This is a genomic window from Streptacidiphilus albus JL83, assembly GCF_000744705.1.
Taxonomy (GTDB): domain Bacteria; phylum Actinomycetota; class Actinomycetes; order Streptomycetales; family Streptomycetaceae; genus Streptacidiphilus; species Streptacidiphilus albus.
On record NZ_JQML01000001.1, the window covers coordinates 82,390 to 107,949 of the forward strand.

The following is a 25,560-nucleotide window of genomic DNA, read 5'->3' on the forward strand; positions in this document are numbered from 1 at the left end:
CCCCACGGGGGCTTGTGCGAACAGGGGCCCCGCGGCGGCCAGGGCGCGTGGCGTTCGCGCCGCCCCGGCGCAGGCTAGGTTGTCCGGATGAACCTCCTCGATGATGTGGCCGAGCGCGACGGCTGGCGATGCTGGGTGTGCGACGAACCGGTCGACCCCGACATGTCGGTGAACGACCCGCGGGGACCCAGCGTCGACAGCCGGACCGCCGACCGGAAGGCCAAGGTCGCCGAGCGGCTCGCGCACCGCGGGTGCAACACCCGCAAGGGCGCGGCCCAGGCGGTCATCGCCTGGCCGGACCGCCTGTACGTGGTCGAACCCGCACCGCTGATCACCGTCGCCGCGAGACTGGAACGCAAGGGCGGCCGTGAGATGGTGGGCCGCTGCCCGACCAGGCAGGACGCCCAGGAGACGGCGGACTGGCTGGTGGACCGCTTCTCCCGACTGGTGCCGGGCCTGCCGGTCACCGCCGACATCCAGGCCGGCGGCGGCCAGTTCCTCGTCATCCTGGCCACCGGCCGCCGCTGACCGGGCGCCTCCGTCCCCGCCGGATCGCCACCACCGGTCCACCGGACACCAACTGTGACCACCGGGCCCGGACTTCACCGCCCCCGGCGCCATCCCCGCGCCCGGGTGGCCGCAGTCACAGGCCCGGGTTCAGTGACCGCTGACCCGGGCCAGAGTCCCCAGGTCGCAAGGAGAGTCGGGGTCGTCCTCAAGGCACAGCAGGATGGCGTGCCCGCGCCTGATCATCTGAATGGAGACGGGAGTATTCCACTGCGCGGACAACATGACGCTCATGTTCAGGTCGACCAGCGCCACACCGCCGTCCCCGCCCTGCTGGACGTCCCAAGTCCCGGAATACGACTCCGGACCCCAACTCCCGTCGGCCAGATCCTGGGTGGGCCAATCCTCAGCCGTGAAAGAGCCGTTCCCGCCGAACTCGATCCGCATCCCCTTCTCGCCCTGCCAAGCGCCGGCGAGGGCTTGCGACGTGACGGGGACATAGTTCGGGCCGCCGAAGATGCTCCCGCCGTGGAGTATGAACAGGAGGGCCAGGGTCCCCACGAAGACCAATCCGAGACCGGCCGATATCGAAACAATGACGACGCGAGCCGCCCTTGGGATCATGTGCCTTCGCTCCCCTCCCACGAGCCGCAACCCGCGACGAGGCCCACTCCCCCGTAGCGCGACCCGAATTGGAATCGAACCGGGGTCATCGTAGCCCGCCGCCGAACAGGCGTACGGGGCACAAGAAGGCGCACCGCAGCACCGGCCCGCCACCATTGCACCACCCCACCCAATTGACCGGCAGGATCGGGTCGTTCCCGGAGGAACCACACGTGGGCAGCCCCCGCAGGGGCCGCCCGTCTGCGGACGGGCCCTGCGGGGGCTGGGATCGGTGGATCAGGGCCGGTGGATCGGGGCCCGGTCCTGGCGGGGTGTCAGCCGGTGGTGGTGGGGAGCTGGGCCAGCAGGGCGGCCGGGGCCAGGACGACGTTGCTGTAGCTGTAGCCGCCGGTGCCGAACTGAGAGGCCGTCAGCAGCTCCTTGTCACCACCGGTGACCAGGTAGACGGCCGAGCTTCCGGAGGCCTGGACCAGCGTCCCGTTGGCGGGTACGGCGGCGGCCGCCGCGGCGAGCCAGGTGCCGGGAACCCCCAGCAGCGGGCGGGTGTTGTAGCCGTTGCCGGTCCACTCCGAGGCGGAGATCAGGGCGGCGGTGCCGCCGACCATGACGTAGCGGTTGGCCGACGTCCCGGCCTGGTCCTCGACGACGGTGCCGTTGGCGGGGGCGGCGGCGACCGCGCCGGCCAGCCAGGTGCCGGGGACGCCCATCAGGGCACGGGTGCTGTAGCCGTCGGCGGTCCACTCGGCGGCGGTGATGTGCAGGGCTGCGCCGCCGATCATGACGTAGCGGTTGCTGTCCGTCCCGGACTGGTTCATCACCACGGCCCCGGCGGGCAGGGTGCCGGCGACGGCGCCGGCGAGCCAGGTGCCGGGGACCCCGAGCAGCGGGCGGGTGTTGTAGCCGTCGGCGGTCCACTCCGCGCCGGAGATCGGCAGGGCGACGCCGTCGACCATCACGTAGCGGCTGGGGTCGGTCCCGTTCTCGTTGTAGACCACGCTCCCCGAGGGCAGGGTGCTGGCGGCGGTGGTCTGGAGCCAGGAGGTGGGGACGCCCATCAGCGGCTTGGTGCTCCAGCCGTCGGCGGTGAACTCGGCGGCGGTCACCGGCAGGGCGGTGTCGTCGACGATGACGTAGACGGTGGCGTTGGCCCCGGACTGGTCCTTGACCACGGTGCCGTCCGGAGGCGTGGCCGGCAGCGCGTTGAAGGCCGCGTCGGTCACGGAGACGATCTTGGACAGGTCGTAGCCGTCGGCGGACACGTCCGAGGCGGACACCGCGATGCCCGCGCCACCGATGATGACCTTGACCTCGGCACTGTCCGGGGACTTGACCAGCGTGCCGGCCGGCAGGGTCGAGGGGGTGTTGTTGAGCGAGGTCACCGGGGCGATGAAGCCGGACAGGTCGACGTTGGAGCCGTCGTCGGTCCACTCGTAGTCGCCCACCCCGCCGGGCATACCGGAGTCCTGCGTGACCAGGCCGCTGGTGCCCTGGTTGCCGCCGATCCAGTTGATGGTGCCGTTGGAGTTGACGGCGGTGACGATGGCCACATGGGCGGCGGAGTCCGAGGACGCGTTGTAGCCGAAGACGACCGCGTCGCCGACCTGCGGCGTGCCGGACAGGGTCCCGTAGCGCCGGCCGTAGTCGTAGAAGCTGGCCGCACCGTCGCCCAGGATCCCGAGGTCGGCCACACCGGCCTGCGCCCAGGCCCAGCCCGCGAAGTCCGCACACCACTCGGTCGGGTTCGCCAGTGAGCCGCCCTGGTTGACCCCGTCGCTGTAACCGGCCCCGTTGGAACCTGTATGGCCGTCATTGAGCTGGCTCTGCACGGCACTCACGATGCTGCTGGGGGTGTCGGCGTGGGCCGGGAGCACCGACAGGCCGCTCACCGCAGCCGCCGCGACCAGGGTGGCGACAGCGGACTTCTTGAGGGAACGGGAATTCATCGACATCACAGGTCTCCTTGGAAAGGGCTTCGCAAAAGGCATGCGGGTGGAATCGACCGGCATCACCGACCGGCGGCCGTCCTGCAGGAACAGCCGACCGGACGACGGCCCAGGGACGACGGCCCAGGGATGACGGCCCAGGGATGACGGCCCAGGGATGAAACCGGGGTGGAGCGCGATGGAGCGGGACAGGGCAGAGCAGAGCAGGGTGAGCGGAATGAGCGGGACGGCTGTCCTGCAGGAACAGCGGTCGTCAAATGCGAGCGGTGAGGGTGCCCCACTGCCGGCGGGTGCCGCCGGCCGGTGTCAGTCCACCGGTCGATCGGGATCCGGCGCGGTCCCGGCGACGGGCGGGGGCAGGTAGCGGCGGCGCCAGACGGGCGAGGCCCGGTGACACCGGGCCAGCAGAGCGGCGGCACGCTCGGTGGCGCAGGGCGCGGCGACGGCCGGGCCACTTCCGGGAGCCAGGACGAGCAGGTACAGCAGCAGGTCCAACCGACTGGACCCGGCATGGCCGCTGACGTGCTCAAGGCCGTCCTCGGCGGTGGCGTGTGCCCACAGCGCGCCCACGGCCTCGGCGATCTCACCCGCCGGATCCGCCTCCGGCGCGGTCCGCCGGTCCAGACTGACGTAGACGATGTCCAAGGCCGTCAGCCCCAGCCCGGGTTGCCCGCGCCGACCGGTACAGCTGGTCCGACCTGCAGGGCCGGCGAGGCCTGCGAGGCCTGCGAGGCCTGCAAGGCCTGCGAGACTTGTGCGGGCCCGGCGGGCTGCACGGCGGCGAGCGCGGCGGCCGAAAACAGGACGACGGTGGCGGTGGCCAGGGCGGTGACCGCGGCGGCCTGGGCGAGACGGGTGCGGATCATGGCAGTGGTCCTTTGCTGGAGAGGTGACGGGTGGTCATCTCCGGATCTGGCGTCCCGCGGTGACGCATCGTCCGGCCGCCGTTCGGGGCTCCCGGTCCGGGCCGTTCCCTGCTGGCAGTGACCAGCTTCGTCGCACACGGACCCCACCGGAAGGACTTCCTGCTGTCGCCAACACGCCAGGCGCGGACCCGACAGCCCATCATGGACATGACATCTCTGGTGCCCAATCCGTCAGGACACCGCGACGGTCGACAACCAGCGGGGATGGGTCCGGCAGCCGCCGGGCCCCGACGCGCGGTGTCCGGCCGCTGCACCGGCCCGCGCGGCACGGGTAGCGAAACCGCACACCCGGCCGCACGGAACTCGCGCCACCAGCGGTACCCCCCAAGCCCGTTCGGGCCCACCCCCCGCACACCGGCAACACCAGCAGGCCACGGAGGGCGCCATCCCACGGGCCCTTCCGCCGACTGCCGTCCGCGAAGGACACGCGGACCGCCACGGAGCAGGCGGGGCGGGGCGGGAGGGGCGAGCGGCCGGGGGTCCGGCCGGCTGTCTCGGGCGGCCGGCCGAACGGACGTCAGGTCCCAGCGGGCGTGGGCGTGGGCCGGGGCGTGGGCCGCAGGTCGGCCCGGTAGCGACCCGGGGTCGTGCCGATGATGTCGGTGAACGCCGCGATGAAGCTGCTGGGATTGGCCCACCCGCAGGCGGCGGCGGTCCGGGTGGTGTCGTGGCCCTCGGCGAGGAGCACCAGTGCGTGGTGGACGCGCAGTTGGGTGCGCCACTCGTAGAACGTCATGCCCAGCTCGTCGTGGAAGAGCCGGCTCAGGGTGCGGGCACCGGCTCCGACCGTCCTCCCGAGTTCGGCCAGTGTGGCGTTGTCCCCGGGTGTCTCGTGCAGTATCCGCGCGACGGCCCGCAGCCGGTCGTCCCGCGGCTCGGGCAGGTGCAGCGGCTGTTCGGGGGCTTCGCGCAGTTCCTCCACCAGGACACGCAGGAGGCGTGAGCGCGCGGAGCGGCTGTAACCGGGCGCGGCGGGCCCGTAGTTGCGGGGGCCGGTCAGGGCGAGCAGGACCTCGCGGGCCAGGCCGGAGGCCAGGAACACGGCGGGATGGTCCGGTACGAGCCGGGCCAGGGACGGCGCGAGGAACACGATCCGCATGTCGGTGTCGCCGTGGGCGCGGTGGCGGTGCGTGAAGCCGGCCGGGGTCCAGGCGACCCGGTTCGCGGGAACGATCGACGTGCCGCGCTCGGTGTGGACCGCCAGGACACCGCTGGCCGCGTACACCAGGTGCCCGCGCGTGTGCGACTGCACCGCACTCGTCCGGCCGGACGGCCGCAGGTGGCGCCCACCGGAGGGCCAGATGTGCGAGGCCGCGCCGGCGGCCGGCAGAGGTTGGCGGTGAACAGGCATCAGTTGGCATCTTAGCGGTGGCAGGCCACACCCCCACCCGGCGAGACTTCCCCCGTACGCAGTGGTCCCGGGCTGCGCGCAGCGCCCGGACCGCGCGCAGCGCTCGCCCCGGCACTACCGCCGCCCGGGACCGCCGCACCCCGAGAGAGAACCCGAGAACCCGAGAGAGAGGGAGAGACCCATTGCAACTTTCGTCCTGGTACCCGGCGCCTGGAAGGGCTCATGGTCGTTCGAGGCCGTCGTTCCGCTGCTGGAACGTGCCGGCCACACCGTCCACGCCCTGACCCTGACCGGTCTACGGCCCGACGACGACGCAGCGACCCTCGCGGCCGCCAACCTCGACACGCACGCCGACGACGTGCTGCACCACCTCGACCGCAACCACATCACCGACGCGACACTGGTGGGCCACAGCTACGCCGGCATGGTGATCACCGCCGCCGCCGACCGCGCCGACGGCCGGATCTCACGACTGGTGCACCTCGACGCCTACGTCCCGCGCGACGGCGAGTCGTGCTGGTCCTCGACGAACGCGCACTTCCGGGAGGTCTTCACCGCCGGCACCGCAGCCACCGGCTACGCCGTCCGACCACCGGACGGCGGCGACCCCCGCCGCCGCCCCCACCCCCTCGCCTCGTTCCTGCAGACGATCCGACTCACCGGCGCCCACGCCCGCGTCCCGCGCCGCGAGTTCGTCTACTGCACCCGGTGGCAGGACCGGACACCGTTCACCGAACTCCGCGACCGCCTCCGGGCCGACCCCCACTGGCAGGTCCACGACCTGCCCACCGCACACGACGCGATGCACGAAGCCCCCGAAGCCGTCGCCGCACTCCTGCTCCGCCCGTGAAAAGACCGCCGCACGACCAGTGACCGCCCTTCCGCACCCACCACCCCGACTACGCGACGGAGCCGTTGCATCGGAAGCTCCCGGTTCCCGCTGCCGACCGTGCCGACCGTCAATGGCTATGAGCCGGACCACAGTTGAGGTTCACCTTAGGTCAGGGTGCAGGCTCGTCGCAGCGGCACCACGCCGAGCGAGGCGCAACCGCAGCAAGTTGCTGCTCGCGTAGCGCCTCTCGTTGTCGCCAGGCTCCGGGGGGTTCGCCGTGGTGGCGGCGGAAGGCGGCGGCGAACGCGTAGGGCGAGCTGTAGCCGATCGTGCGGGCGATGGTCGCCATGCCGAGTTCGCCGGTGCGCAACTGGTCGCGGGCCAGCGCCATGCGCCAGTCGGTCAGGTACTGCATGGGGGTCTGGCCGAGCGCGTCGCGGAAGGTCCGGGCGAAGGCGGCCCGGGACAGGCCACTGATCGCCGCGAGTTCGGGGACCGACCAGTCGCGGCCGGCGTCACCGTGGATGGCCTGCAGCGCGGCGCTCAGGCGGGGGTCGGCCAGAGCCCGGTACCAGCGGGGGGCGGTGGGGCTGCGGCGGAAGTCGCTGCGGATGGCGAGGACCAGGAGGACGTCGAGGAGCCGGTCGAGCACCGTGGGCTGGCCCGGCTCCGGGGTGGCCAGTTCGCGGGAGAGCAGCGCGATCACGTCCCGCAGCGGGTCGCCGACCGCGGCCTGCAGAGTGAGGACCTGCGGCAGCGCCTCCAGCAGTCCGTTGCCGATGTCGCCGGTGAACCGGTAGGCGCCGCAGAGGAACACGGTCGACCGGGGGTTCTCGGCCTGGGCGTCGTGGGCGTGCCGGGCCCGGAACTCGTCCGGTTCGAGGCATTCGGCGCCCGGCTCGTGGCCGATGTGGTGGTCCGGTCCCCCGCGCACCAGCGTCACCTCCCCCGGGACGAGTTCCACCGCGTGGCCCGGGTCGGTGAGCCACAGCCATCCCCGGCCGCGGACCACCGTGTGCACCGCCAGCTGGATCGAGCCGGCCAGCCGCAGCCCCCACGGTGGCTCGGCGACCGTCCGGGCGAAGACCGCGCCGCCGGCGCGCGCCCGCGCCAGGTGATCATGCAGTATGTCCACCCGTCCAGTATCGCAGGACGACTGCTGTCGGCGACGGAGAGAGCGTTTGACGTAAAAGACTGAGCGATTCACGCATTGATCCGCCCCCACCAGCGCGCCCACGATGAACCCATGACTGGATCACCGCATACCGCTCTCGTCCTCGGCGGCACCGGCCGCTCGGGCTCGCTCCTGGCGCAGAGGCTCGCCGAACGCGGCCTGGGGGCCCGCACCGCGGCGCGCCACGGCGCCGATGTGCACTTCGACTGGGATGCCCCGGCCACCCACCCCGGCGCCCTGACCGGGGTCGACCGCCTCTACCTCGTCACCCCCGTCCTGCGCGTCACCTACGCGGACCGGGTCGCCGCCTTCCTCGACCTTGCCGAAGCCGCAGGCGTCCGTCACGTCACCTACCTCAGCACCTACGGCGCCGACCAGGCACCGCCCCAGGTCGACATCAGGGCCGTCGAGGCCGACCTCGCCGCCCGCGGCGGCATCACCCACTGCATCCTGCGTCCCGCCTGGGTGATGCAGAACTTCGCCGACACCCACCTGCCGGTCATCGACGGGGCCATCACGGTCCCCACGGGCAGCGGCACCGAGGCCTTCGTCGACGCGGACGACATCGCCGCCGTCGCGGCCGAGACCCTGCTCGCCCCCGCCGACCACGCCGGCGCCCGCTACGAGCCCACCGGCCCACAGGATCTGACCGTCACCGAGGTCGCTGACACCATCACCGCCGTGACCGGCCGGCCCGTCGCGCACCACGACCTCGACCCCGGGCTGTGGATCGAAGGCGCCATCGCCGCCGGCCTCGTTCCCGCCGACTACGCGGTGATGCTGCGCTGGCTGACCGGCACCATCAGCTCCGGCAACGGCTCCACCCCCAACGACGACGTCGAGAAGGTCACCGGCCGACCTCCGACCGCCTTCCTCGACTTCGCTCGTCGCAACGTCCACGTCTGGGCAGCGGCCCGGTGACCGCGATCGTGGGCGACATCGCCGACTTCGGGGCGCTGGACCCGTTCTTCCGCATCATCCAGGAGGGTCTTGCGGGCCTGGTCGACGGTGAGCACTTCTTCGACCTCCTGGCCGAGGACGTGGTCGTCGAGTACGTGGTCTCCGTGCCCGGCTACCCGCGCCGCATCCAGGGGCGACGGGCCGTAGCCGACCTGTACCGCGGCTACGGCGACATGATGGTCCTGCACAGCGTGGACGGACTCGCCGTCCACCACGACCGGGCAACGTCCGTCGTCGTGCTGGAGTACGCCGTGCACGGGCGGGCGGTCCACACCGGACGGGCCTACGACAACCGCTTCGTCTCGGTGCTCACCGTCAAGGACCGCCAGGTGACGCACTGGCGGGACTACCTGGACCCCGTCGCCGTCTTCCAGGCCCTCGGGTGGCCGGCCGAGCCCCGCTAGAGCCCCGCTGGAGAGTAGCCACGAAACCATCGGCTGGGCGGAGCCGCAGACCCGCCTGCGCCCGCTTCGCAGAGCGGCCACGGCGCAGACGATATCCGCGCTCACCGGAACGCCCGACGGCGAAGGCGACTTCCTCTGGATCACGGTGCCGCTGTCGGCCGAAGACCCACTCAAGTTCCGTGTCCGCCGCCGCCTCCGCAGGCTGTTCGCCCGCTGAGCCGGCAGGGGCCGCCGGGGTCAGTGACCGCCCCGGAAGATCTCGCGTGCCTCGCGTACCGCGTAATAGGTGACCACGTATCCGACGAGCGGATCGGCCCACCAGAATCCGAACAGAGAGTTGAGCACCAGACCGAGCAGGACGGCGGCGGCCAGCACGCCGTCGACGAAGGTGACCTTGCCCTCGGTCTTCAGCACCGGGTTGTCCAGGGCCGCCCCGGTACGGGACTTGCCCACCGCCAGGACGAACATCACCGCGGTGGTGACCGCCGTCCACACGATGCCCAGCGCGGAGTGGTGCGGGTGGAAGCCGACAGCCAGCACCACCGTGGACTGCACCGCGAGGTACACCGCCAGCAGCGCGAAACCCCCGCCGATCAACCGCAGCGCCCGGCGCTGACGGTCCTCGCCGGTCCCCGACAACTCCCAGACCACCACCGTGGAGGCACCGATCTCGATCAGCGAGTCCAGCCCGAACCCGGCCAGTGCCACCGAGCGGGCCGCCAGCGCCGCCACGGCCAGCACCACGATGCCGACCACGTTCCAGCCGAGCGTGGCGTACTCCAACGCGAAGCCCCGGCGAAGCAGGGACGAACGGGCAAGCTCGTGCGAGGTGTCCATCCCGGCAGTCTCCCAGGCCGAGCAGCAGCCACGGCGTGCGAGCCCACCCGCTGCCCCAGCAACGGCCGTGGCCACCACCCTGGTCACGCGGCAGGCCCGGCTTCCGCACCAGGGTGTTGTCCAGCTCCGCGGCCAACCGATCCGCCGTCCCGGCCGCAGTGAGCTGACAGTGGCTGACGTGGCCGGTCTCCGTCCAGTGACACGGACGCGGCGGCCAGGCGCTCCGCCTTCGAGCGCACGCCCTCGACCTTCGCGGGCACCGGTTCCAGCCCGAGCGCCGGTGGCGCGGGCGGGTGACCCACGACATGAGCCGGTCACCCGCCCGGAGCTACGAGTAGAAGCCATCCCAGTAGGTCTCGGCAGGGATGGTGAAGCCGTCGGGTTTTTCGCGTCGCAGCATCTTGTAGCGGGCGCAGAGTCGATCCAATGCCAGGCGAAGGTCGTCCCCGAACTCGGTCCGTATCGCCTGGATGGCGTGCATCTTGCGGCCCACGAAGATCATCGCGTCGATTGCGGCCCAAGGGAGCTCGGCCGCATCGACCGGGGCCTCGTACGCAGCGATGGTGATCTGCAGCCTTTCGATCGCTTCGAGGATCGCCTCGTCGGTCGGCATGGTGACGGTCTCGCCGTCGGGACCCCGGCGCCAGGCGGAGAGCCGGAGCCTCGAACAGATCCCAGAACGCAGCGCATCGAGCTGATCTCTGACGTCATGAAGTTCCTGCTGCACGGCACCAGGTGCATCGCTGTCCATTCCGGCACTCTGCCATGCCCTGCCTCCGTTCGTGTAGTTCGGTACGGGCCGCGAGTGCTCGGCAGGAGAGCGCATGATCACCCGAACCGCCTTCGTGCCTGGTTCGGCGCTTGAGCCAGGTCGGGTGGAGCTCGGCGAAGTCCAGGCTGTACTTGGCGTTCGGGTCTTCCACCCCGGTGGCACGGACGCCGGCGAACCCGTTGCCGATCGGCTTGGGCGGGCGGATCCCGAAGCCGAACCAGACCGGCTCGCCGTCCGCCGAGGCGTCAGGCCGCCTTGCCCGGACCGGCCGCGGCGCTCTCGGCCTCTTCCGCCGGGTCGGCCTGGCGTCCCCGCTGGAGGCCGAGGAAGGCCACGACCGCTGCCACCGCCATCGTCCCGGCCATGATGTAGAGGACGGTGCGGGTGGAGTAGGCGAAGTCGAGCCGGATGAAGTGCGGGATGGTGACGGCGCTGCCCGTCCCGCCCTGCGACTGGGAGTCCCTGGCGGCCTGCGCTGCCGCCTGTCCCTTGGGCATCCCCATCGCCACCAGCGAGCTGGTGACCCGGGAGTGGAACTGCGAGACCGAGATCGTGCCCAGGATCGCCAGGCCCAGGCTGGCTGCGTAGTTGCGGACGGTCTGGGTGATGCCCGTGGCCTCGCCGTAGGAGAGCATGGAGGCCCTGTTCACCGCATCCGTACTGGCGGGACCGAGCATGAAACCCATACCGGCGCCGGCCAGGGCGACGAGCCACTGCTGGGCGTTGAAGTCGAGCCCGGTGACCTTGCCGGCCCACAGGTAGAACCCGACGGCGGACAGGGCACAGCCCAGCACCACCGGGCGCTTGGCACCGCCCTTGTCCAGCATCCGCCCGCCGATCTGCGCGGCGACGACGAAGCCGAGGAAGAAGTAGAGCAGGATCACCCCGGACTCGCCGGCCGACTTGCCCAGCCCGATCTGTGCGTACTCGCTCCCGAAGAAGAACACCGGGATGAACACCAGCATGGCGATGCCCAGCACCAGGTTCTCGAACAGGAACGCCCGATTCCGGAAGATGTCCACCTTCATCAGCGGCGACTCGGTGCGCCGCTCGACCTGGACGAACACGACCAGGAGCAGCAGTCCCGCGCCGATGGAGATCCCGATGCCGGGGTTGCTCCAGCCCCAGATCGTGGCCTGCTGGAAACCGAACACGCTGAGCGCCACCCCGGACGCGATCAGCGCAAGCCCGCGGTAGTCCATCCTCGCGGGCCTGTGCTCGGTCTCCGGCTTGGAGATGAACACCAGCACCAGGGCGATCAGGGCGACCGGGATGTTCACCCAGAAGATCGCCCTCCAGGTCCACTCGGTGAGGTAGCCGCCGAGGACCGGCCCGATCGCGGTGAGGCCGCCGGCGACGCCGAAGAACAGGGCCAGCGCCTTACCGCGTTCCCGCAGCGGGTAGGTCTGCACCACGATGGCGAGCGCGGCCGGGAACATGATCGCTCCGCCCGCTCCCTGGACGGCGCGGAAGGTCACGATCCACGCCTCGGCCAGGCTGCCCTTCGGGGTCAGCCCGCACATCGCCGAGGCCGCCGCGAACAGGACCACGCCGAGCACCACCATCTTCCGGTGCCCGACCGTGTCCGCCAGCCGTCCGCCGAAGGCGAACAGCGCGGCCAGCGACAGCAGGTACGCGTTGACCGCCCACTGCACCCCGGTATTGCTCAGACCCAGCTCCCGCTGGATCTCCGGCACGGCGATGGAGACGATGGTCTGGTCGATGAACGTCATCGAGACGGCGAAAATCATCGCGGCGAGGACGAGGTACTTCGGTCGGCCACCCGATCCGACGGCTACGGTCATGGCTTCTCCTCTGTCATACGGTTCGCACTACGTTGGCCCATCGCCCGGCCCCAGGGCCAGTAGGTTGGGGCCGTCCGGTTCAGCGTCTCGCAGTGATCAGCAGAAGCGTGGGAGGAGCCGCTCCCGAATCCAGTGGCGCGAGGCGACCGGCACCGGATCCGTGACGCGGAGGGCGTCCATGAGGACCGGGGCGGGATCGCCGATCCGGCTGAGCCCCACTGCAGCGTCAGGGTGACGGTCTACGGGGATCCGGTGCACGGCCGCCCGCGCCCGCGCCGCCGGAACCCGGTCCTGGTGAGCTCATCGGAGATCCGGCGGGCGCCCCGGCGCGGGTGGCAGCTGGCGCAACAACCCGCACGAACGGCTTTGGTGGTCGACCCCGGAATTCCTTCGGGGGGTGGTCAGGCTGCCAGGGCGACGGAGGGCTCTCGGTGTCGGTCGACGGATGTCTGTCGAGCTAGCCGGGTCAGCAGATCGATCGTGCCGGAAGCGGCACCACCCGCCGATCAGCGCACCACGGAGCGGGCGAGGCGGAATCCCACGTCGTCGACCCGGAAGGTCGGGTGGCTGCGGCGCCGTACTGAGGCCCGGCAGCTCCAGTGCTCGTCGAACCAGCCACCGCCGCGTAGCACCCGGTAGCTGCCGTAGACCTCGGCGTCGTAGACGTCCCAGCACCACTCCCACACGTTGCCGAGCATGTCGTAGAGACCCAACGCGTTGGGCCGCTTGCGGCCCACCTCACGGATCCGCTCGTTCGAGTTGCCTCGATACCAGGCGATCTCGTCGAGGGGGCCATAACGCGGCCCGGGCGTACCGGCACGGCAGGCATGCTCCCATTCCGCTTCGGTCGGCAGCCGATACCCGTCGGCGGACGCGTCCCACTCGATGCCTTCGCCGCCGGCCTGGAAGTGGTAGGCGGGCGAGAACCCGTCGCGCTCGGACAGGGCGTTGCAGAACCGGACCGCGTCCCACCAGGAGACGCCGTCGACGGGCAACCGGTCCCCCTGGGCGGCGCTGGGACGCCGGTCGGCGATCCGGGCGTACAGCGCCTGGGTGATCGGGTACGCCGCGAGTTGGTAGGGCGCCAGCTCAACCGGCCAACTGCGCTGCGTCCGCCGGTCCGACAGCATGACCTGCCCCGATGGGCAAGCGATCATCTTCTGCTCTGCGCTCGCGTCCATGAGAAGACGACCTTACCGGAACCTGCCCTGAACGACCTGCGGGGAATGGCCCTGCTGACGGCAGTCGAGCCGACTCCGCCGCACGGCCGGGCCGGCCTCACAATCCTCGCCACGGCGGAGCTGCTCGCCCTCGGAGTCGCCCGGCGATCGCTTCGGTCGCGACGCCGGGCCCGGGCCCTGACGGTCTAGCAGGCCGGCACCATCCCAGGGGAAACTTCGCCTTTGTCGCTCAAAATCGAGGTGCCCGCGTCGATGTAGCCGCTTCCGCCATCGTAGGAGATCTTGTAGGACGCGCCGTAGCCCATTCCGTTGCTGTCGACCTGCCCGGCCGCGTAGCACTCCACGGTCACCGGAGCCAAGGTAGTCAGCTCGCCAGTCGGCTGTTGACCGACGGGATCCGCGCTCGGCCAGACCGAGACGCTGTCGTAGTCCTCGATCTTCCCGGCGAGGCCGTCCGCACCGCAGGCGGACAGCAGCAGTAATGCCGCCGCACTGGCCATAGTCGCTGCCACGGCTCTTCCCAACCTCATGTCAGATCCTCTCTGCCGCAATGGACTCCGAAGGGTGCGACCCCGACGCTACGACGCGGTCGGGCAGCGCCCACAGCTCCGCGGATGCAATGGCCGGTGGCCATTGCTGACCGGCCGTCTCCACCTGCGGATTCGCGGTCGAGACGGTCCATGCCCAGGGGGTCCGACCGCAGTCGGGGTCAGTCCGACGGCCTGGCCGTGAGCGCCGTGCCGGTCTGGGTGCGCAGGTGCACGGCCGTACGGCCGGTACGGTGGGTCGTCACCAGCCCAGCGCCCCGCAGAGCGCCGAGGTGCTGGGAGACAGCACCGGCGGTGACACCCAGGCGGGCGGCGAGGTCGGGGGTGCTCAGCGGTTCACCGAGTTCCGCGAGAAGTGCGGCGCGCGTGCGACCGAGGACGGCGGTGAGGCCGGCCGATGTCGGGCGGGGCTGCTCCCAGAGCAGTCCGACACCGGACGCCGGGTAGCGGATGGAGGCTGTGGTGCGTGGGGAGTAGTCGACGATCACGTCCGGCCAGCCGAAGACGGACGGCATCAGCACCAGCCCGTGCCCGTCCGTCTCGACCGTCCACTGCGCACCCGACCGGCGGCGCCCGTGCACCACCAACTCACCATCCCGCCACACCACATCGCCGTGCAACTGAGCGAAGAGCCCCTCCACCCCGCCGTCCACCAGCGCCAGCGCCCGCTTGCCCAGGTCCGCCTCCAACACCGCCCGCATCCGCCCCCAGTGCGGGGCCACCAGTCGGACGTAGCAGCGCACCAGCGCATCAGCGACCCGTTCCAACAGCACCGCCGCCCCAGGCAGTTCCCCCGCCCGGGCACCCAGCGCGGCAGCGCACTCCGCCGCGACGTACACCGGATCCGCCGCCCGCAGGCCCGCCAGCTCGGTGTCGAACACCGGCAGGCGCTCCTCCGGCACCGGGAGCAGGAACGACGGCAGACAGCCTTCGAGGAGCGTGCGCAGCAACGGCAGCTCCGGCTCTCCTGCCAGCACCGGTCGCGCCTCGCGTACCCACGCCCGGTGCACCCCGTGTCCGCCGACACCGAGCGCCGTCCGCACCCCGAGCACCGTCTCGGCCAGCGGCGACACCGCGAGCCGCACCCGCGCCACCTCGGCCGCCGAGAGCCGGATCTCCACCGCCATGCCCGCCCTGCCTCCCATCGTTTAGCCGTGGCTGAACGATAGCCGGGCCCGGCCACCACCCCACAGGCTGTCCGCCATGGAATTCCTCACCTCGTACGACGGAACCACCCTCGCCTTCCGCGCTCTCGGCGACGGCCCCCCGCTGCTCTGCCTCCCCGGCGGCCCCGGCCGCGCCGCCGAGTACCTCGGCGACCTCGGCGGACTCTCCGCGCACCGCACCCTGATCCTGCCCGACACCCGCGGCACCGGCGCCTCCGCACGGCCCGCCGACCCGGCCAGCTGCCGAGTCGACCACCTGGTCGCCGACGTCGAGGCGCTGCGCCGTCACCTCGGCCTGGACCGCATCGACCTGCTCGGCCACTCCGCCGGCGGCAGCCTGGCCATGCTCTACGCCGCCGCCCACCCCGACCGGCTGAACAGCCTGACCCTGGTCGACCCCTCGTTCGCCGCCGTCGGGCTGCCCTCCGACACCGGCGCGGAAGCGGTGATCGCCGCCCGCGCAGCCGAACCCTGGCACGCAGCGGCCGTGACGGCGCACCAGCACATGAGGGCCGCGAACACCTTCGCCGAGGCCGCGCCGTACCGATTCGCCTTCGAGCCGCTCATGTACGGCCGCTGGGACGACGCCGCCCGCGCCCACGCCGCCGCCGACCCCGCCCAGCGGGCGCTGCCCGTCAGCGAGCACTACTACAAGGACTACACCCCCGACACCGAGGCGCTCCGGCATCGCCTGAGCGCCCTGCCCTGCCCGACGCTGCTCCTCGTGGGCGAGCTGGACCTGTGGCCCACCGCCAAGTCCGCCGCCGAGGCCGCGTCACTCTTCCCCCGGGTGAGGCTCGCCGTCCAGCCGGGCGCCGGCCACTATCCGTGGCTGGACGACCCGCAGGCCTTCACGGCAATGATCGAGGACTTCCTCGCCGTGGTCAGCTGATCGCAGGGCCGAGCAGGCTGCCATCCGCGGCCACCGACCTTCGAATCGAACAGCGCCGGGCCGTGTTCTGAACCGTCAGTGGCCTCGGCTCGTTGGCCGTGGGCATCCAGATGGCATCCTCGGACGGCTCGCCGATGCGGTCACCGTCCCGCTGTCGGCGCGGTAGTAGACGGCCACGAATCCTCCATTTGGCACGGGCTGCTGTCACCGGCCGGCATTCCATGCCGGTCCGTCCGGCCTCGCTCAGAGCCACTCGCCGATCACTGCGACCAGCACGGCCGCACGAACAGGGTGCTGATGGTGTCGGTCATGGGCAGGGGCTTCCTGCTCGGTGCGGTCATCGCTCGGGTAGGGTGCCGGGATGCTGGAGAGGGTGGGTGCTGAGGTTCTGGCCGAGCGCGAGCGCATCGCGACCCGGGTGCGGGACGAACTGGTGGCCGCCGGCTTGCCGGTCGTGGCGCCAGGACTGAATCCTGTGCTGTCACAAGGCGTTGAGGTCTCCGTCGACCCGTTCGACTCCGCCGCCGGCGGGGTTTCGGTGGGCTGGAGGTCGAGCCCACGGCTGCAGAGTTGTGTGCTCCGGGCAGTGAAACACCACCTCCTGGACGATCCGGCGCTCGCCCATCAACAGGTCGTACTGGAGGCGATGCTTGCGGCGATCGCCGCAATCCTGGGGTCGGCCGGGTTCACGGTGCGCGACAGCCTCAACGACTACGCGCCCTTCACGTTGGAGGTGCTGACCGGACCCGGTGGCCACCCGTCGTGGGGGCAACGCGAGGAGGAGGTGACCGTGTCGGGCCGGTCGGGGTCCTCAGCGAGGTGATCTGGTACCGCTTCGAGCGGTGGCCTGACTCGCGGAAAGACTGGTTTTGGTACCTTTCCGTTGATCTGTCAGCCACCCCGCGGAACGGCCTCAGCTGCCTCCGGGCAGGGGACGTGTCCCGATAGGGGCCCTTCGCGACAGGCACCGTCACCGTCTTGACCTCCCCGGCCCGGCGACGGCCACCGGTTCCGAGGAGATCAGGTGACAGGCGACCTTGCCAACATCACCCAGCCAACTGCCCCGTGCGAATCGGAATCCGCACGACAGTCGACTGTTTCGGCTGCCCGCGCAGTTTGAAATGCTCAGTAGTTCAGGCGGAGCAGGGGGCATAACCGCCGACGTAGTAGGCAGTGGTCGTCCCGTAGGAAAACGCTCCGCACGGGCCGTTCTGGCGCACCCCGACGAGAAGAGTGTGCTGGGCGTTGTTGTAGTAGTCCACGACATACTCGACGGGCGGCGCTATCCCAGGCTTGGCGTACGCCTGCGCTGCCTGCGCGGGCAGGGCACCCGCCATCGCGGTACCGGTCATGAGCAGTGCGATCAATCCGGCACGGGCAAACTTGCCGACCATCGGACCTCCGGACGCCGTGGCCAGCGACCATCCCGACAGAGGGCATTGCCCGGCAGGTCAGGGAGTCATACGGCCAGCTGAACTATCAGGACTTTGCGCCGCGACGCTACATCGCATGGCTCGAACGGTCAATGGTAGCAACGTAGTTGACGTGGGTACCTGATTCTCTCGTCCGTTCGCCGGGTTCATGCACTGGGGCCAGTCGCACTTGACTTCATGAATGGGATCCCCCGACGGGGCCTGCCCGATCAAGCCCCGAAGTTGCGTGATCGCGGCCAGGATCACCTTGTGGCTTTGTCGGCGAAAGCCGGGCAGTGCATATCGCTGAGCAGCGAGACTGCCATCCGGGGCGGTGGAGCCGCGTTGCCGGGTTCTGACAGCGCGCTGGTCCTTGTTCCGGCTCGCACAGGTGATTCCGCTCGGTCGCCGACTCTGTGCCGACCGGCTCTCCGTCGTGCGGGGGGAGCCGCTGTGCGAGCGCTCATCGTCGGCATCGCGCTCACCGTCGCCGTGACCGCCGCCACCACCGCTCCGGCCTCCGTGGCCCCGGCCACCGAGAGCACCCGTCAACAGAGTCTGCACGCTTGGACCCTCCTCAACGAGCACGGCCCCGGACCCCATCCGGGAGAGCGGCTCACCGCCCGGGCAGACGCCCGTTCCGTCATCGGCAGCCGGGCCCGCGGGCGTGTCACCCCACCAGCACGTGTTCCCGGGCGGCCACATCGTGCGGGACGAGATTGGCGTCGGCTGCCCCACTGCCGACGGCGCCGCCGTCACCCCGTGACCGGGTCTCTCGACTCAACCCACCACGCCGTTCCCGCAGGCGAGAAGAGCCGATTCGCGGGACCCCGGCCGAGCGTCGAACGCAGAATCGTTCGCGACGCCGTGCGTTGGCCGCTCGGTGGTTCAGTTCTCGCCGTGGGCCTTGAACACCGTGAGCACCAGCGGCACGTCATGGGTCGGCACCGCGATGACCCACGCCCGCCCGGCGGCGGTGAGCCGGATCTTCCGGAACAGGTGGGCCTTGACCCAGAATCGGTCCGCGCCGGTGATCTCCTCGACGGACTCGACGATGACGGGCCCAGTCATCGGCTCAGCTGCACGCCAGGCCCAGGACCAGATCCCCGGCTGCCAGGCGATCGGCGTGACGTCGTCCGTGGACCGGAAGAACAGACTGCCTGCGCGCCAGCGCCTCCCGGTCTTGCGGAACGTCGACGTCCTGAGTGACACCCCTTGCTCAAGGCTTGCCAGATCGTCGGCGGGATCCCTGACGGGTTGGCCTTGCAAGACCTTGGTCATGGTTTCCGGATGCGTCAGCGTGTCCCACATCGAATGGGTACCGCTCGTCTTGCGTACCCCCTTGGCGCTCATGGCGGGATCGTAGCGTGTGCCCGGCGCCCCGGCAGCTGCCGCCCCACTGCCCAGCTGCCAAAACGTCGAAACTCGACGCTCACGCAGCTCCCCACCTTGTCGAGGGCCGCGTGGGCGTCCTGAGGGGTCGTCGCCGACTGGCCGGTGGCCTCTGGCAGACTCCACGGCATGGGATTGTTCAAGCGGGCCGAAGAGACGGAAAGTGCTGGTCAGACTGTGGAGCAGGATGACCTGAGGGTACTGCTCCCGCAGGGCGAAGACATGATCGAACAACTGGGTCGCGCACACATGTCCTGGGGCCTGGGATCAGCGGACCGTTGGGATCTCGACCAGACGACGGGCACGATCACCTGGACCTTCCCGGACAAGACGGCCACGGCACCGGCACAGATCCTCGGCAGCTTCAGCCGGGGCTCGGGCTCGTGGCTGTGGGCCTGGGCCAATCAGAGCATCCTTCCCGACATGAGCCGAGACGCGCGCCTCTTCCGGGACTGGGCAGAGGCCAACGGGCATCCCGCTCTCGCCCAGCCGAGGATGGAGGTCGATGAGACGGCCGCTTCGACGCTCGTGGCCTTGGCTGTTCGGGTCACCGAGGCGACCGGCTACTACCGGGGCCCGGGAGGCAACTCTGCCGTGATCATCACCTTCGGTCCGGTCACCCTGACTGCCACGGACGGCAGTGTCTCCACCTTCAACGTCAGCGTCGGCTAGCGCCGACGAGTTGGGCCGGTGTCGGGGCCGATGTGGCCGCAGTCCAGGCGGCCGAGGGCAACCCGGATGGTGATCCGCTTGTGCCGCATCGGACAGCGTTCGCCCTGCAGCGCCGCTGGAACACTCGTCAAAGTAGTCTCTCCGGCGCGGCTGGGGATGGCGCCCGGCGGCCATCTCGCACTCACCAGCTTCGCCGCCGGCGAGGCGGGAACGGGGTCGGAGCTCGCCGACGCGGACCTCTACCGTGAACGTGCGCTGCACGGCGGCCTCGCCTACACACCCGAATCGCTGCGCTGGATCTTCTCCGACCTGGTAGAGGTCGAACTGCGCCGCATGCGAGAAGAACCTCCTGAATCAGCACTGTTCGGCGTGACGTTCCTGTGGACTGCGTTGTTCCGGCGGGGTGCGGCCGCGTCAGGCGACGCTCGCCCTGTTCACGACCTCGCGTAGGCGCTCGTCCCGGGCCTGGCTGCGTCATTGCTCTGATCCTCACTGAGGTGGACGCCGTCATCGCCCGTCATCGCATCGCCCGCACCGCCGCGTCGGCGGACAGCGGACAGCGGACGCCGACCGCCCGACCCACTGCCGGACTGCCTCGGGGCCGTCCAGGACACCGGCCTGCGCGGCATGGTCGGGCCAGGGCGATGCCCATCCACGCCGGGGCCTGGCGGTGGACGCCCCTGGGGCCACGCCGATACCGAGGGCGGACCGGAACTCACCGTTGGCAAGTCCTGCTCCGAGCACCTGGACCTCCTGCTATTTCTGCTACCGCCCAGTCCGGGACGCCCTCCTGACACTGCCTCAATGCAGCGCGCCAAACAGCTGCGCTGCCCCAGTGCCTCAACAGCCTTGCACCACCGGCGTCTACCGCCTGCGTCACTCACCCGAGCCGCCAACTCGTCCACCTGAAACGGTCGATGCCTCCGACGACCGGACCTGCGGGTGGCCCCTCCTCATGCCCCCTGCTGTTGCCTCACTGTTACAACAGCCCCACAGATCAAGGATATTGGGCTGCCAGTCTTCACCCATCGCACTGATCAGCTGCCGAACGTCCGAATCGGATACCGATCAGCCACGGCGGCGCGGCTCCCGCGAACCCCTTCGAACCACCCCCTTCACTCTTGAAAGGCATCACCATGCCTGCTCGTCGGCGTACCCTCGCCGCCACCACCGCCGTCCTGGCCGCCGGAACCGCCAACGCCGCCCCGGCCCCCGCCACTTCGAACGTGCGCATCACAGTCGGCGCCCCGGCCCCGACCGGGGCGCTCGTCCCCGACGGAAGTGCCGAGACCTTCACCGGCACCCCCACCAACAACCTGGGTCCGATTCCGTGCACTTGAGTCCACGGGTGATCAGAGCACCCGCTTTGCGCGGATCAGAGAAGTCATCCGAGGGAAGAGGGCGTCCCCTCGCCATCCTGGCCAGGCCCTGGGTCTTCGCACCAATCATCGGCACCTTAGCCGGTCTGTCCATGGCCATTCGGCTGTTCCTACCTGGGCCGATCGGCATGGCCGACAACGGCGACGGGCCGAGTCGAATGTGCGGCCTGAACCTGGTCGCCCACATACCCAAGGGCTCTGTACGCTGGTTCAAGTTCCTGAACCCCCGGTACGGCTACGGGCCACCCAGCGCCTGCAACGCGACCAACACCTACACCAGCAGCGAGCAGTTGCTGATGCACATCGCGAAACCGCTGAGTCATTACTGGGGCTACCCTGGGGCGTTCGACCTGCGGGCGCTGGGGCTGCTCTTCTGCATCATCGTCGCCTTCGTCTTCACGGTCTTCGCGGCGGCGCTCCGCGGGCACCTGATCGTGCGACTGCTGATCTGCGCGGCACTGTTCGTCGTCGTAGGCGACACCGCCTTCGCCGGCTATGCGATATCCCCGTACAGCGAGTTGGCCGGACTGGTCGGGATCCTGTTCGTGGCCGCCGGGGCCATGCACTTCGGCGGCGGCACCAGGGCCAAGCAGGGCGGCCTGCTGCTGTTCACGGCGGGCGCGTTGCTGGCCGTCACCTCCAAGACGCAGGCGGTGACCTTGATTGTCCCGTTTGCCGCGCTTCTGCTCGTGGTCCGGGTCCCGCTCTCTGGCCTCCCGCTCTCCCGACTACACGGCCGGTTCGCCCCCCGACTGCTGCCGGCCGTCGCCGCGCTGCTGATCGCCGCCTCCGGGGTCTTCACCATGCAGACCCAGATGAAGGCCTTCGAGCCGATCAACCGCACCGAGATGATCTTCGACGGCGTGCTCGGCCACAGCTCCGACCCGTCGCAGACGGCCAAGGACCTGGGCCTCCCCCAACACTTCGTCCAGTACAAGGGCTTCGACTGGTGGGCCGCCCACGCGCCGGAGAGGGACCCGCAGTTCTCCGAGATCGCGAATAGGATGACCTACGGCAACATCGCCACCTACCTGGTCGAGCACCCCGGAGTCGCCACCAGCATCACCCTCGGCGGCATGGACGCCTTCGCCGCAGCCCACCCCGACTACCTCGGCTCCTACCCGGCGTGGACCGGCCACCCGGCCGGCACGCTGGAGTCCCGGCTGACCCTCTTCAGCGACTTCGCCCGGGCATCCGGACGGGCCCTGGTCCCCGGCCTGCTGGCACTCGGAGTGTTCGGCTTCTTCTGGTACCGCAGACTCCGGGACAACCAGCGCCGTGCCGCCTTCGTCGCGGTGATGGTCTGCATGATCGGTGTCGTGGCGGCCCAGTTCGCCTCCGCGGTCTACGGCGAGGCGATCGAGGACACCAAGCACCTGGTCTACGGCATCTTCGCGGGCGGCCTCGCCATCGTGCTCACGGCCGCCGCCGCATTCTGCTGCCCACCGGGAGCCGAACAGGGCCCTGGCAGCCAGAACACCCCCCTGGAAGCACCAGTGCCCTGCACCGTAGCCGCCATCGGCTGACTTCCCGTCAAAGAACGCTCTGTGGCAGGAGCGTCACGGGAACGGGGGCGACGAGGTTCCGGCGGCGGACCGTCAGTAGACCTCTACAGGACGTCGCCGCAGCGTCGGTCGGCGAGCACTGACAAAGTCCTCCCCCGAACTCCTCGACCTCTTGCTCTCCCCACTGCCGCTTCATGCAAACCAGCATCCTGACCCTGCCTCAATCCGGCGCGCCACACAGCTGCTCAACGACTACCACCATGACTCACCCCTGCGTGCCACCGCTGTTGACTGCCCGCGCCACCCACCCGACCCACCGAAGTCGTCCGTCCGAAGCGGCCGATCCTTCCAGCGACCGAACCGGGCGCATGATCCATCCTCACGGCGCCCACTGTTGCCCCGCTGTTACAACAACCCCACAGATCCAGGATATTGGGCTGACAGTCTTCAGCCATCGCACTGAGCAGCAACCGAAAGTCTGGATCGGATCCCGATCGGCCACGGCGGCGCGGCTCCCGCGAACCCCTTCGAATCAACCCCTTCACTCTTGAAAGGCATCACCATGCCTGCTCGTCGGCGCGCCCTCACCGCCACCGCCACCGCCGTCGTCCTCGCCGCCACCACCGCCGTCCTGGCCGCCGGGGCCGCCAACGCCGCTCCGGTTCCTGCCACTTCGAACGTGACCGTCACGCTCGGCACCCCGGCTCCGGCCGGAGCGCTCACCCCCGGCGGCGGTACCGAGACCTTCACCGTCACCGCCACCAACAACACCGCCACGGCCCAGAAGTTCACCGCCGAGGCCGGCGGCATGAGCGCCGGCGTCCTGCCCATCACCGCCGCGGACGTCACCTTCCAGGCCACCGCGATCGGCAGCACCCCGGCCACCGACGGCTCCCTGAACACCCAGGACAGAGGACTGCTCGGCGCGTTCTACCCGGCCGGCGGCACGTTCGGCGACTCCTTCACCATCCCCGCCCACGCCACCTACAGCTGGAAGCTCTCCCTCGCCGCCACCAAGGCCTGGCCCCTCAACGACGGCGACCTGAAGTTCTACGTCATGGGCAACGACGGCGCCACCTACAACTCCCACGACTTCACGGTCGGCAACGGCAAGACCGGCGGCCCGGTCCTGCAGACCATCAACGGCGACAACACCGTCGCCCCCGGACAGCCCGCCTACGAGTACCTCAACGTCACCAACAACACCGGCGCCCCCCTCGGCCGGGACTGGACCGACCGCCTCACCTTCTCCCCGGTCGACCCGACCGGCTCCCAGACCTTCCTCGACCAGGTCACCCTGGAGACCGACGTCTGGAACGGCCGGGCCTACGTCCCCGTCGCGGCCGGCGACCCCCTCCCCGCACCGTCCAAGGACCTCGCCCCCGGAGCCACCACCGTCTACCGCATCCGCGTGGACCTGGTGAAGTACGCCGCCACCGCCGCCAAGGGCCAACTCCGGCTGAGCGCCAACGACACCAGCAAGGTGCTGACCATCAGCCGCGACCCGCAGACCGGCCCGCACGCCTCCGCTTCTGCCTCCGCGTCGCCCACCCCCCACTCGTCCGCCGCCACAACCGGGCCCACCGCGCCGACCACCGCCCTCGCCACTCCCGCCACCGGAGCCACCCTCGCCGAGACCGGCGGCGGCAGCGACACCAGCCTGCTCGTCGGCATCGCCCTCGCCCTGCTCGCCGTAGGCTCCACTGTCATCCTCACCCTCAAGCGCCGCACCAGTCGCCGCTGACCCATCCCCCGCACCACTGAGAAGGTGCCTTCGGCAGGGAGTTCACTCCCCGCCGAAGGCACCTTTCGGAGTTTTCACTGCGCCCGGCTGCTGCAGAATTCGGGGCGAGCGAGCCGCGAGCCGAGCCGTGGACGTCTCGATCAGGCCGCGCACAGCCCGATGACGGCCTCGAAGATCAGCCCGTGACGGTGTTCTGTGCCCGGGGGGAGCACCCCCGGCGAGAGTGTGCAGTTCCTTCATCGCGCCGACGACCTGTCCGACCTCGGCGCCCCCGCCGTCGAGACACACGCGTGCACCGGGATGCCGCCGTCACCGGTGACCGCGATCCCGGCCTCGACCTGCTTCAGGTCGATACGGCGGTCCGCGGGGCGACCGCAGTGAGCCGGTTGACGAACAGAGCCTTGATCATCCGACTGTACGTCAGATACGAACGCTCAGCAGGCAGGCACAGCCCATTGACGATCCCGGCCACGCCCAGCCGGCACAGCGGCGAGCGTCGCGAAGGCGCAGCTGCCCGGGGCCCTTTGGGCTGGGCCCCGGACGATTGCGGGCTCCGGGTCCGGGCGCGTGGTCAGCGGGCGCTGCCGAGGTTCCGGTCGGCTTCGGCGCCCTGCAGCATCAGAGTGGTCTCCTCGATCCGACGGAAGCGCCCGTCGGGGGCGAACTCTCCGAAGAGGTAGACCTCCATGCGGACGGTGGACCCGTCGGTCTTGTCCGCGGTCACCGTGTGGCGGTCGGCATACCGGTCGCCGTCCACGAGTTCGTCGTGCACCTCGACCGAGCCGCCGACTATGACCGCGCGCAGGTGGGCGATGTGGGTGAGGAACTGCGTGCGGTCGTCCCAGCGGCCGTCGGTGCGCTGGCGGTAGTCCGGGGCGAAGTGCCGGTCGGCGGCCTCGTCCAGGTCCAGGCCCGGGGTGAAGAGCAGGTCGGTGAGGGCTGCGGAGACGTTGGTGCGGTCCATGGGGACTCCTTCGATTGGCGGGAAGCACCCGCTCGGAGAGAAGAATATGCGTGCCTTAAGCACGCTTATGACTGTAGCAGCAAAAGCGTGCTCGGCACACGCTAATCTGGAGAGATGACGAACACGACCGGGTACGACATCGCCGACGCACTGGGGCTGCTGCTACGACGGAGCACCCGCGTCCACCTCTACGCCCACCTCACGGAGGGCCTGGGAGAGGCGGTCGACGAACTCACCTACCCCGTCCTCAGCGGCCTGGCCCGGACCGGACCGTGCAGCGCCGCCGACCTGGGCCGCGAGGTGGGACTGGACCGCAGCACCGTCACCCGCCGCGCCGACCGGCTGGAACAGGCCGCCCTGCTGGAGCGCCAACCGGACCCCGCCGACGGCCGCGCCACCCTGCTCGCCCTCACCCCCGAGGGCCACACCACCGTGTCGGCCACCAGGCAACGGCTGGCGGCCAGCATCGAGTCCTCCCTCGCCTCCTGGCCCCAGGACGACGTCCGGACCTTCGCCCGCCAGCTAAGCCAGTTCGTCGCCCAGGGCCCCTTCGCCGCCCCCACCCACTGA

26 protein-coding genes and 1 pseudogene are annotated in these 25,560 nt (G+C 70.4%); 12 read left to right on the forward strand and 15 right to left on the reverse strand.

Going from position 1 to position 25,560, the window contains the following annotated elements:
• Positions 1-87 precede the first annotated feature (87 nt).
• Positions 88-528: a hypothetical protein gene (locus BS75_RS00435; RefSeq protein WP_034086747.1), complete on the forward strand. Its 441-nt coding sequence runs from the start codon at positions 88-90 to the stop codon at positions 526-528.
• A 129-nt stretch (positions 529-657) separates the two neighbouring features.
• On the opposite strand, the gene BS75_RS00440 is transcribed toward BS75_RS00435, so the two are convergent.
• The 5 genes from BS75_RS00440 to BS75_RS00460 all read right to left on the reverse strand — a co-directional run bounded on the left by BS75_RS00440 (position 658) and on the right by BS75_RS00460 (position 5,351).
• Positions 658-1,131, reverse strand: a complete 474-nt coding sequence (locus BS75_RS00440) for a hypothetical protein (protein WP_034086748.1) — start codon at positions 1,129-1,131, stop codon at positions 658-660.
• 314 nt (positions 1,132-1,445) lie between these two features.
• Complete coding sequence (locus BS75_RS49780) at positions 1,446-3,080, reverse strand: CHAP domain-containing protein (protein ID WP_034086749.1); 1,635 nt, start codon at positions 3,078-3,080, stop codon at positions 1,446-1,448.
• A 300-nt stretch (positions 3,081-3,380) separates the two neighbouring features.
• Complete coding sequence (locus tag BS75_RS00450) at positions 3,381-3,719, reverse strand: hypothetical protein (protein WP_034086750.1); 339 nt, start codon at positions 3,717-3,719, stop codon at positions 3,381-3,383.
• 5 nt (positions 3,720-3,724) lie between these two features.
• Complete coding sequence (locus BS75_RS00455; RefSeq protein WP_034086751.1) at positions 3,725-3,940, reverse strand: hypothetical protein; 216 nt, start codon at positions 3,938-3,940, stop codon at positions 3,725-3,727.
• Positions 3,941-4,517: 577 nt separating this feature from the next.
• A complete protein-coding gene (locus BS75_RS00460) occupies positions 4,518-5,351 on the reverse strand; it encodes an AraC family transcriptional regulator (protein ID WP_042440603.1) in 834 nt (277 codons plus the stop codon).
• Between the two features lie 61 nt (positions 5,352-5,412).
• Here BS75_RS00460 and BS75_RS00465 point away from each other — a divergent pair, with 61 nt between their 5' ends.
• Complete coding sequence (locus BS75_RS00465) at positions 5,413-6,201, forward strand: alpha/beta fold hydrolase (protein WP_408022509.1); 789 nt, start codon at positions 5,413-5,415, stop codon at positions 6,199-6,201.
• A gap of 151 nt (positions 6,202-6,352) precedes the next feature.
• Here BS75_RS00465 and BS75_RS00470 read toward each other — a convergent pair whose 3' ends face one another.
• Positions 6,353-7,318 (reverse strand): AraC family transcriptional regulator, encoded by a 966-nt coding sequence (locus BS75_RS00470; protein ID WP_042440602.1) that lies wholly within the window; start codon positions 7,316-7,318, stop codon positions 6,353-6,355.
• A gap of 111 nt (positions 7,319-7,429) precedes the next feature.
• Here BS75_RS00470 and BS75_RS00475 point away from each other — a divergent pair, with 111 nt between their 5' ends.
• Both BS75_RS00475 and BS75_RS00480 read left to right on the forward strand, forming a co-directional pair.
• On the forward strand, positions 7,430-8,278 hold the full coding sequence (locus BS75_RS00475; RefSeq protein WP_034086752.1) for an NmrA family NAD(P)-binding protein: 849 nt from the start codon (positions 7,430-7,432) through the stop codon (positions 8,276-8,278).
• On the forward strand, positions 8,275-8,721 hold the full coding sequence (locus BS75_RS00480; protein ID WP_034086753.1) for a nuclear transport factor 2 family protein: 447 nt from the start codon (positions 8,275-8,277) through the stop codon (positions 8,719-8,721). Before BS75_RS00475 ends, BS75_RS00480 begins: the two co-directional genes overlap by 4 nt.
• 237 nt (positions 8,722-8,958) lie before the next feature.
• On the opposite strand, the gene BS75_RS00485 is transcribed toward BS75_RS00480, so the two are convergent.
• The 6 genes from BS75_RS00485 to BS75_RS00510 form a co-directional block, all read right to left on the reverse strand.
• Positions 8,959-9,558, reverse strand: coding sequence for a cation transporter (locus BS75_RS00485; RefSeq protein ID WP_034086754.1), 600 nt, complete (start codon positions 9,556-9,558; stop codon positions 8,959-8,961).
• A gap of 328 nt (positions 9,559-9,886) precedes the next feature.
• Positions 9,887-10,309, reverse strand: coding sequence for a hypothetical protein (locus BS75_RS43830; protein ID WP_052069068.1), 423 nt, complete (start codon positions 10,307-10,309; stop codon positions 9,887-9,889).
• 266 nt (positions 10,310-10,575) lie between these two features.
• Positions 10,576-12,135 carry an MFS transporter gene (locus tag BS75_RS00495; RefSeq protein WP_034086755.1) on the reverse strand — a complete coding sequence of 520 codons (1,560 nt, stop codon included), beginning with the start codon at positions 12,133-12,135 and terminating at the stop codon, positions 10,576-10,578.
• A 506-nt stretch (positions 12,136-12,641) separates the two neighbouring features.
• Positions 12,642-13,316: a formylglycine-generating enzyme family protein gene (locus BS75_RS00500; protein ID WP_034086756.1), complete on the reverse strand. Its 675-nt coding sequence runs from the start codon at positions 13,314-13,316 to the stop codon at positions 12,642-12,644.
• Between the two features lie 185 nt (positions 13,317-13,501).
• Complete coding sequence (locus BS75_RS00505) at positions 13,502-13,828, reverse strand: hypothetical protein (protein ID WP_197091877.1); 327 nt, start codon at positions 13,826-13,828, stop codon at positions 13,502-13,504.
• Between the two features lie 197 nt (positions 13,829-14,025).
• Positions 14,026-14,991: an ArsR/SmtB family transcription factor gene (locus BS75_RS00510; protein WP_052069069.1), complete on the reverse strand. Its 966-nt coding sequence runs from the start codon at positions 14,989-14,991 to the stop codon at positions 14,026-14,028.
• Positions 14,992-15,067: 76 nt separating this feature from the next.
• Between BS75_RS00510 and BS75_RS00515 the strand changes: the two genes are divergently transcribed.
• The gene (locus tag BS75_RS00515) at positions 15,068-15,922 is read left to right on the forward strand and encodes an alpha/beta fold hydrolase (protein WP_034086759.1); all 855 of its coding nucleotides are present in this window, start codon (positions 15,068-15,070) and stop codon (positions 15,920-15,922) included.
• 361 nt (positions 15,923-16,283) lie between these two features.
• Complete coding sequence (locus BS75_RS00520) at positions 16,284-16,745, forward strand: hypothetical protein (RefSeq protein WP_034086760.1); 462 nt, start codon at positions 16,284-16,286, stop codon at positions 16,743-16,745.
• A gap of 310 nt (positions 16,746-17,055) precedes the next feature.
• Here BS75_RS00520 and BS75_RS00525 read toward each other — a convergent pair whose 3' ends face one another.
• Both BS75_RS00525 and BS75_RS00530 read right to left on the reverse strand, forming a co-directional pair.
• Positions 17,056-17,316: a hypothetical protein gene (locus tag BS75_RS00525; protein ID WP_034086761.1), complete on the reverse strand. Its 261-nt coding sequence runs from the start codon at positions 17,314-17,316 to the stop codon at positions 17,056-17,058.
• Positions 17,317-18,222: 906 nt separating this feature from the next.
• Positions 18,223-18,687 carry a hypothetical protein gene (locus BS75_RS00530; RefSeq protein ID WP_152646271.1) on the reverse strand — a complete coding sequence of 155 codons (465 nt, stop codon included), beginning with the start codon at positions 18,685-18,687 and terminating at the stop codon, positions 18,223-18,225.
• A 168-nt stretch (positions 18,688-18,855) separates the two neighbouring features.
• Between BS75_RS00530 and BS75_RS00535 the strand changes: the two genes are divergently transcribed.
• The 5 genes and pseudogenes from BS75_RS00535 to BS75_RS43835 all read left to right on the forward strand — a co-directional run bounded on the left by BS75_RS00535 (position 18,856) and on the right by BS75_RS43835 (position 24,026).
• The gene (locus BS75_RS00535) at positions 18,856-19,398 is read left to right on the forward strand and encodes a DUF6882 domain-containing protein (protein ID WP_034092130.1); all 543 of its coding nucleotides are present in this window, start codon (positions 18,856-18,858) and stop codon (positions 19,396-19,398) included.
• Positions 19,399-19,554: 156 nt separating this feature from the next.
• Positions 19,555-19,848 (forward strand): annotated as a pseudogene (locus BS75_RS00540) (class I SAM-dependent methyltransferase); the annotation flags it as partial.
• A gap of 686 nt (positions 19,849-20,534) precedes the next feature.
• A complete protein-coding gene (locus BS75_RS00545; RefSeq protein WP_034086763.1) occupies positions 20,535-20,738 on the forward strand; it encodes a hypothetical protein in 204 nt (67 codons plus the stop codon).
• A gap of 8 nt (positions 20,739-20,746) precedes the next feature.
• Positions 20,747-22,303: a glycan biosynthesis hexose transferase WsfD gene (gene wsfD / locus BS75_RS00550; RefSeq protein WP_456243015.1), complete on the forward strand. Its 1,557-nt coding sequence runs from the start codon at positions 20,747-20,749 to the stop codon at positions 22,301-22,303.
• Positions 22,304-22,844: 541 nt separating this feature from the next.
• A complete protein-coding gene (locus tag BS75_RS43835; RefSeq protein ID WP_052069070.1) occupies positions 22,845-24,026 on the forward strand; it encodes an LAETG motif-containing sortase-dependent surface protein in 1,182 nt (393 codons plus the stop codon).
• Positions 24,027-24,597: 571 nt separating this feature from the next.
• Here BS75_RS43835 and BS75_RS00560 read toward each other — a convergent pair.
• Entirely contained in the window at positions 24,598-24,990 is a 393-nt protein-coding gene (locus BS75_RS00560; RefSeq protein ID WP_034086765.1) for a nuclear transport factor 2 family protein, read from the reverse strand.
• Between the two features lie 114 nt (positions 24,991-25,104).
• On the opposite strand from BS75_RS00560, the gene BS75_RS00565 reads away from it, so the two are divergent.
• A complete protein-coding gene (locus BS75_RS00565) occupies positions 25,105-25,560 on the forward strand; it encodes a MarR family winged helix-turn-helix transcriptional regulator (protein ID WP_034086766.1) in 456 nt (151 codons plus the stop codon).